We start from the raw sequence: 5,496 nt of genomic DNA on the forward strand, positions 1-5,496 counted from the left end.
GCCCGCTGAGGCCCGCCGTATCCTGCGTCGCCTCGAGTTCCACTACACCCCGAAACATGCCAGTTGGCTTAACATGGTCGAGATCGAGATCGGCGTTCTCCAAGGGCAGTGTCTCAGCCGCCGAATCGACGATCCAAAACACCTCAGAAATGAGATCGCAGCATGGGAGCGGCAGCGAAACAAAGCTCGCGCCCGCATCAACTGGATGTTCACAACAGACAAAGCTCGCGCCAAACTGGGCCGCGCCTATCCAGATACGTCCAAAGAGTCAAAATCACGGTGACGAGCCACTAGCAGCAAGGATCCCTCCTGTCTGGCCGGCGACGTGCTGGCCGCCTTCAGTTCTTCTCGAAGCCCGGACGCGGAATCACGCCCATGATCGTTCGGGTAAAGCCGCCGTCGACGACGATCTCCTCACCGGTGATGTAGCTTGCGCGCTCACTGGCGAGGAAAACAACCGCATCGGCGATGTCGGCCGGCCGGCCGATCCGCTGAGCCGGCACCAGGGCCCGCCGTGCATCGTGCACGCCCGGAGCCTGATAGATCGCTTCGGTCATCGGCGTACGGATCATGCCGGGGCTGACCACGTTGCTGCGCACGCCTCGCGCCCCCCATTCCGCGGCGAGCTGGCGGGACAGCATGACGACGCCGGCCTTGCTCACGCTGTAGGCGCCGCTGTAGGTCTGCGGGACCGACGCCGAGATCGACGCGACATGGACGATGGCGCCTGCGCCCATCTCTAGCATCGTCTGGCCGAACACCCGCGCGCAGCGCAGGTAGCCCGTCAGGTTGAGCGACAGAATGCGGTCCCAGTCCGTCATGCTCAAGGTGTCGAGGCCGCCGGGCAACATGGTGCCGGCATTGTTGACGAGGATCGCGGGCTGACCGACCTTTGTCGTGATCTGCTGGGCGACGCGCGCGACGCTGTCGTCACTTGTGACATCGCAGGCGAAAAATTCCGCGCGTCCGCCGCTGCCGCGAATCTCCGCCGCGACGGCCGAGCCGGCCTCGTCCCGATCGAGCACGACCACGTTTGCGTCGACTGCCGCCAGGCCAAGGGCGATGCCGCGCCCGATGCCGGCGCCGCCGCCCGTGACCACGGCAACGTTCGACGATAGATCGATCCAAGTCATGCAGGGCTCCGCAAGTTGAGAAGGGACGGACTGCACATCACGAGGAGAGGCCTGCCAGGGACGGCAGTTCGATCCTGCGGATCAGCCGGTTCTCCTGCGCGATGATGAGATGTTCGGAAGCCCTGAGATAGGCCGGCCAGTCCGGATCCTTGTCGCGCGCGGCGTGCCGGCGCTCGAACTCTCCCATGTCGGAAAAGCCCCAGAGGTGCACGATCTGGTTCAGCGGCCCGACCGCGCTCGTGAACATGCCGAGCGGCCGTCCCAGATATTTGAGCTGGACCGGCATCGCGAGCCGATCGAATACATCGATGAACTCCGACATTTTCCGCAGAGCAATGGTGTAAACGCGCAAATCGACGATGGCGTGCTCGGTCATCGGACCTCTCCCCACTGAGCGATCAGCTACGCGCCAGCCCGCAGTTGCCTTCCTCGAGGGGCCGGAACGCCTCGTCTGCGCTGAGCGTCGACACCAGTTTGTACACGTCTCCGGTCGATTTGCTATCCGCAGGCTTCTTCACCTCGAAAAGATAGGCCGGATGGATCTTGCGCCCGTCAGCGCGGATCATGCCCCGACCGAAACAATCGTCGTCGGTCGGCATCTTCTTCATCAGTTCGACCACATCGCGGCCGTTGCGCCTGGCCCGCTCGACGCCAAGCTCCTTCACCGCCTTGAGGTAGTGCAGCACGCACGCGTAGTCGCCAGCCTGGCTCATGTTGGGATAGACGTTGGCGGCCAGGCGCGGCTTCACCCGATTCGTGAAGGCGCGAGTCCGGTCGTTCAGATCCCAGTAGAAGGTCTCCGTCAGCGAGAGACCCTTCGCCGTCGACAGGCCCATGCCGATGACGTCGGTGACATAGCCGACCAAGGCCGCCATGCGCGTGCCGCCATGGTCGAGCCCGAACTCCTGCGCCTGTTTCAGGCAGTTGATCAGCTCATTGCCGGAATTGGCAAAGGCGATCACATTGGCGCCGCTCGACTGTGCCTGCAGCAGGAATGAGGAGAAGTCCGACGTCGAACCGAAGGGATAGCGCACCGAGCCCAGCACTGTGCCGCCAGCCGCCTTGACGAATTTTGCCGCATCCGCTTCAGCGGCATGGCCGAAGGCATAGTCAGCGGTGAGGAAGAACCATTTCGAGCCACCGGTGCGCACCAGCGAGGTCGCGGTGGAGTGAGCGAGACACCAGGAGTCCCATGACCAGTGCACCAGGTTCGCACTGCAGCTTTTGCCGGTCAGGTCGGACGAGCCGGCGGTGGTGATCAACGCGACCTTGTTCTTGTCCTCGATCAGGTATTTCGCGCCGAGCGCGATCGAGCTGTTGCCGACATTCTCGATGACGTCGACGCCGTCCTGATCGAACCATTTGCGGATGATCGCGAGCCCGACATCGGCCTTGTTCTGGTGGTCGGCCACCAGGATCTCGACCTTGATGGACGGATTGGCCTCCATGAATTCGGCCGCGGCCTGCTGCGCACATGCGACCGTGGTCGGCCCCGACACGTCGCGATAGATACCGGACATGTCGGTGATGACGCCGATGCGGATGATGTTGTCGGCCTGCGCTCGCGCCAGGCGCGGCGCCAGCGTTGCTGCGAGACCTGCGCCGACAAAACCGCGTCGCGTGATATTCATGTCGTTTCTCCCTTAGTCGCCGCACCGCGCCGGTGCGGGCTTTCGTTGGTCCAGATGGACGATGTGCGTTCAGGCTTGCTGGCCGGCCAGATGACGGCCGGTGATGTAGCCGAAGGTCATGATCGGCCCGAGCGTGATGCCGGCGCCGGGATAGTTGCCCCCCATGATCGAGGCGCGATCGTTGCCGACGGCGTATAGTCCGCCGATCGCCGTGCCGTCGTGGCGCACCACGCGGCCCACCACGTCGGTGGTCAATCCATCGAAGGTGCCGAGATCACCCATGATGATCTTCAGCGCGTAGTAGGGCCCGGCGCCGACCGGAGCGACAGTTGGATTGGGCTTATGCTCGGCATCGCCAAGATAGCGATTGAAGGCCGTGCTTCCGCGCTTGAACGCAGTGTCGACACCATGAGCCGCCCCCTGGTTGTACTCGCGAACCGTTCCTTCCAGGCCGTCGGCATCGATCCCCGCATTAGCGGCAAGCTCGCGCAGGGTCGCCCCGCGCGTCAGATAGCCGTTGCGCACGAAGATACCGACCGGCACCGGCGCCGGCTTGGCGTAACCAAGACCGTATTTCCGGATCGTGGCGTGATCGCAGATCAGCCAGGCTGCGGTTTCCTTGCCGCCGGCGCCGTCGGCAATCATCGCAGCGCCGACGTCGTGGTAGGATTCCGACTCGTTGGTGAAGCGGCGCCCCTTCCGGTTGACCGCGACCACGCCGGGCTTGTACCGGTCCACGAGATGCGGAAATGCGCCGGTGCGATTGCCCAGTGGTACGCGCGACACCGGCATCCAGGCGGCGGCGTTCGAAAAGCGGATGTCGCAGTTGCCGCCGACCTCCTCTGCCATGCGGATCCCATCGCCTGTGTTGGCCTCGGGCGTCGGCGACAGATGTTCGCCACCGCGCGCAAGGTGCGGATAGGCGCGGGCGATCCGCGCCTGATCATGAGGAAATCCGCCGCTCGCCAGTACCACTGCGCGGCGCGCCGCAATCCGGTACTCGCCCTTGTCATCGCTCACGACCGCGCCTGTGATGGCGCCGTTCTGGCTGACCAGCCGCTGCGCCGGCGTTGCCGTGAGCAGCGGGATGCCGAGGTCGAACACTGTCTTGGCAAGACGCGCCGCCAATGCGTTGCCGCTGGTGATCTTGACGCCGCGGCGATAGAGCGCGAGGTCCTTGATGTGGCCGGCGAGCCGCTTCGCCACATAGATCGCCGAGGTCAGCGAGCTCGTCACGCGGAAGAAGTGCTTCAATTCGTCGTTGGACGAGTTGAACATCATCCCGATGAAGGTGATGGTCTCGAGCGGCGGCCGCAGCCGGCGGATCTCCTCGCCGAGCGCGCGGGCGTCATAGGGCGCCGCCGTGACCGAGCGGCCCAGCGCCACGCCGCCCTCGACGTCCGGGTGATAGTCGGGATAGGCGGACAGAATGAATTTTGCCTCGGTCTCTCGCTCGAAGAAATCGAGCATGCGCGGGCCGACATCGAGAAAGGCGTCGACCGCCGCATCGTCGAAATGATTTCCGGTCTCGTGCTTCAGGTAAGTGCGCGCCGCATCGCGGCTGTCTGTGACGCCCGCGTCACAGGCATGCCTGTTCCCGGGAACCCAGAGAACGCCACCGGAAAAGGCTGTAGTGCCGCCGAAATACTGATCCTTCTCGATGATGATGACGTCGAGGCCGGATTTCTTGGCCGTGATCGCGGTGGACAATCCACCGGCGCCCGAGCCCACGACCAGCACGTCGCACGACAGATCACGCTGCTGTCCTGGCATTGACGCCTCCTCCCGTGTGGCCTTCTGCCGCCGTCCCGTTGTTGCGTCGGGTCATGCGCAATCATCTGGATAAGGGCGGACACGGTCGCCGCCAATGGACGAAACTCCCTTTATATTGTACTTTTCATAGGTGCGGCGCGGCGATTAGCCATCGCTGGCGGACGCCACCAAGGAAACCGCCGGCATGATCCCGCACTACTTTTTATACGAGGAAGCGACTCCGAAGGTCGAGCCGTCGTTCCTCCATATCGAGCCGATCCCGGTGCGCAGTGGTCGCCACGATTGGACAATCCGGACTCACACCCATCCCGACCACCACCAGATCCTGGTGATCAGCAAGGGCGGCGGCGCCATCGAGGTCGAAGGCGTGAGCTGGGAGGTGTCACCGCCATCCCTGGTGATCGTCCCAGCGCTCACGATCCATGCCATTCGTTTCAAGCCCGGTACCGACGGCTACGTCATCACCGTGGCACCGCCCTTCCTGCAATCCGCGCTCGACAATGATGCCGATCTCGTCGAGGGCTTTCGCATACCGGTCCGATTTCTCCCGCAGCAAATCGGCGATGACATCGACCTTGTCGGCCTGTTCGCCTCGCTCGAGCATGAATTCGTCTGGTCGGCCCCGGGCCGCCGCACGGCCATCAAGGCCTATCTGCAACTGCTCGCGGTGACGGTGCGCCGGCTGCTCGAGCAGGAGCGCGCGCGCCCCGTGTCCACCGAGCGGGACGCCGACACGGTGATGCGCTTTCGCGAGCTGGTCGAGCGGCACTATCGCAATCACCCGCCGCTCGATTTCTACGCGCGCAAGCTCGGCGTGACGGCGGCGCGTCTCAATGCGTGTTGCCGCGCTACCACGGGCAAGTCGTCGCTGGCGCTGATCAATGACCGGCTGCTCACGGAGGCCAAACGCAACCTGCTCTATTCCGACATGACCGTGAACGAGATCGGTGCGGCGCTCG

6 protein-coding genes are annotated in these 5,496 nt (G+C 64.1%); 2 read left to right on the forward strand and 4 right to left on the reverse strand.

Annotated features, from left to right (window positions below):
- On the forward strand, nucleotides 1-283 hold a 283-nt coding region (locus K289_RS49970; protein WP_198024891.1), incomplete at its 5' end, for a transposase.
- A 55-nt stretch (nucleotides 284-338) separates the two neighbouring features.
- On the opposite strand, the gene K289_RS0140310 is transcribed toward K289_RS49970, so the two are convergent.
- From K289_RS0140310 to K289_RS0140325, 4 genes are all read right to left on the reverse strand, one after another.
- Nucleotides 339-1,133 (reverse strand): SDR family NAD(P)-dependent oxidoreductase, encoded by a 795-nt coding sequence (locus K289_RS0140310; protein ID WP_027556485.1) that lies wholly within the window; start codon nucleotides 1,131-1,133, stop codon nucleotides 339-341.
- Nucleotides 1,134-1,170: 37 nt separating this feature from the next.
- Complete coding sequence (locus tag K289_RS0140315) at nucleotides 1,171-1,509, reverse strand: NIPSNAP family protein (RefSeq protein ID WP_027556486.1); 339 nt, start codon at nucleotides 1,507-1,509, stop codon at nucleotides 1,171-1,173.
- A gap of 22 nt (nucleotides 1,510-1,531) precedes the next feature.
- On the reverse strand, nucleotides 1,532-2,764 hold the full coding sequence (locus K289_RS0140320; RefSeq protein WP_027556487.1) for an ABC transporter substrate-binding protein: 1,233 nt from the start codon (nucleotides 2,762-2,764) through the stop codon (nucleotides 1,532-1,534).
- Nucleotides 2,765-2,833: 69 nt separating this feature from the next.
- A complete protein-coding gene (locus tag K289_RS0140325) occupies nucleotides 2,834-4,537 on the reverse strand; it encodes an FAD-dependent oxidoreductase (RefSeq protein ID WP_027556488.1) in 1,704 nt (567 codons plus the stop codon).
- Between the two features lie 184 nt (nucleotides 4,538-4,721).
- Here K289_RS0140325 and K289_RS0140330 point away from each other — a divergent pair.
- Nucleotides 4,722-5,496: AraC family ligand binding domain-containing protein (locus K289_RS0140330; protein WP_035687933.1), on the forward strand; the 775-nt coding region annotated here is incomplete at its 3' end.

The organism is Bradyrhizobium sp. Cp5.3, assembly GCF_000426265.1.
Lineage (GTDB): Bacteria > Pseudomonadota > Alphaproteobacteria > Rhizobiales > Xanthobacteraceae > Bradyrhizobium > Bradyrhizobium neotropicale.

Excerpts from the sequence above, each read along its gene's own strand:
- K289_RS0140310 (WP_027556485.1), bottom strand. The coding sequence starts at position 1,133 with ATGACTTGGATCGATCTATCGTCGAACGTTGCCGTGGTCACGGGCGGC.
- K289_RS0140315 (WP_027556486.1), bottom strand. The coding sequence starts at position 1,509 with ATGACCGAGCACGCCATCGTCGATTTGCGCGTTTACACCATTGCTCTG.
- K289_RS0140320 (WP_027556487.1), bottom strand. The coding sequence starts at position 2,764 with ATGAATATCACGCGACGCGGTTTTGTCGGCGCAGGTCTCGCAGCAACG.
- K289_RS0140325 (WP_027556488.1), bottom strand. The coding sequence starts at position 4,537 with ATGCCAGGACAGCAGCGTGATCTGTCGTGCGACGTGCTGGTCGTGGGC.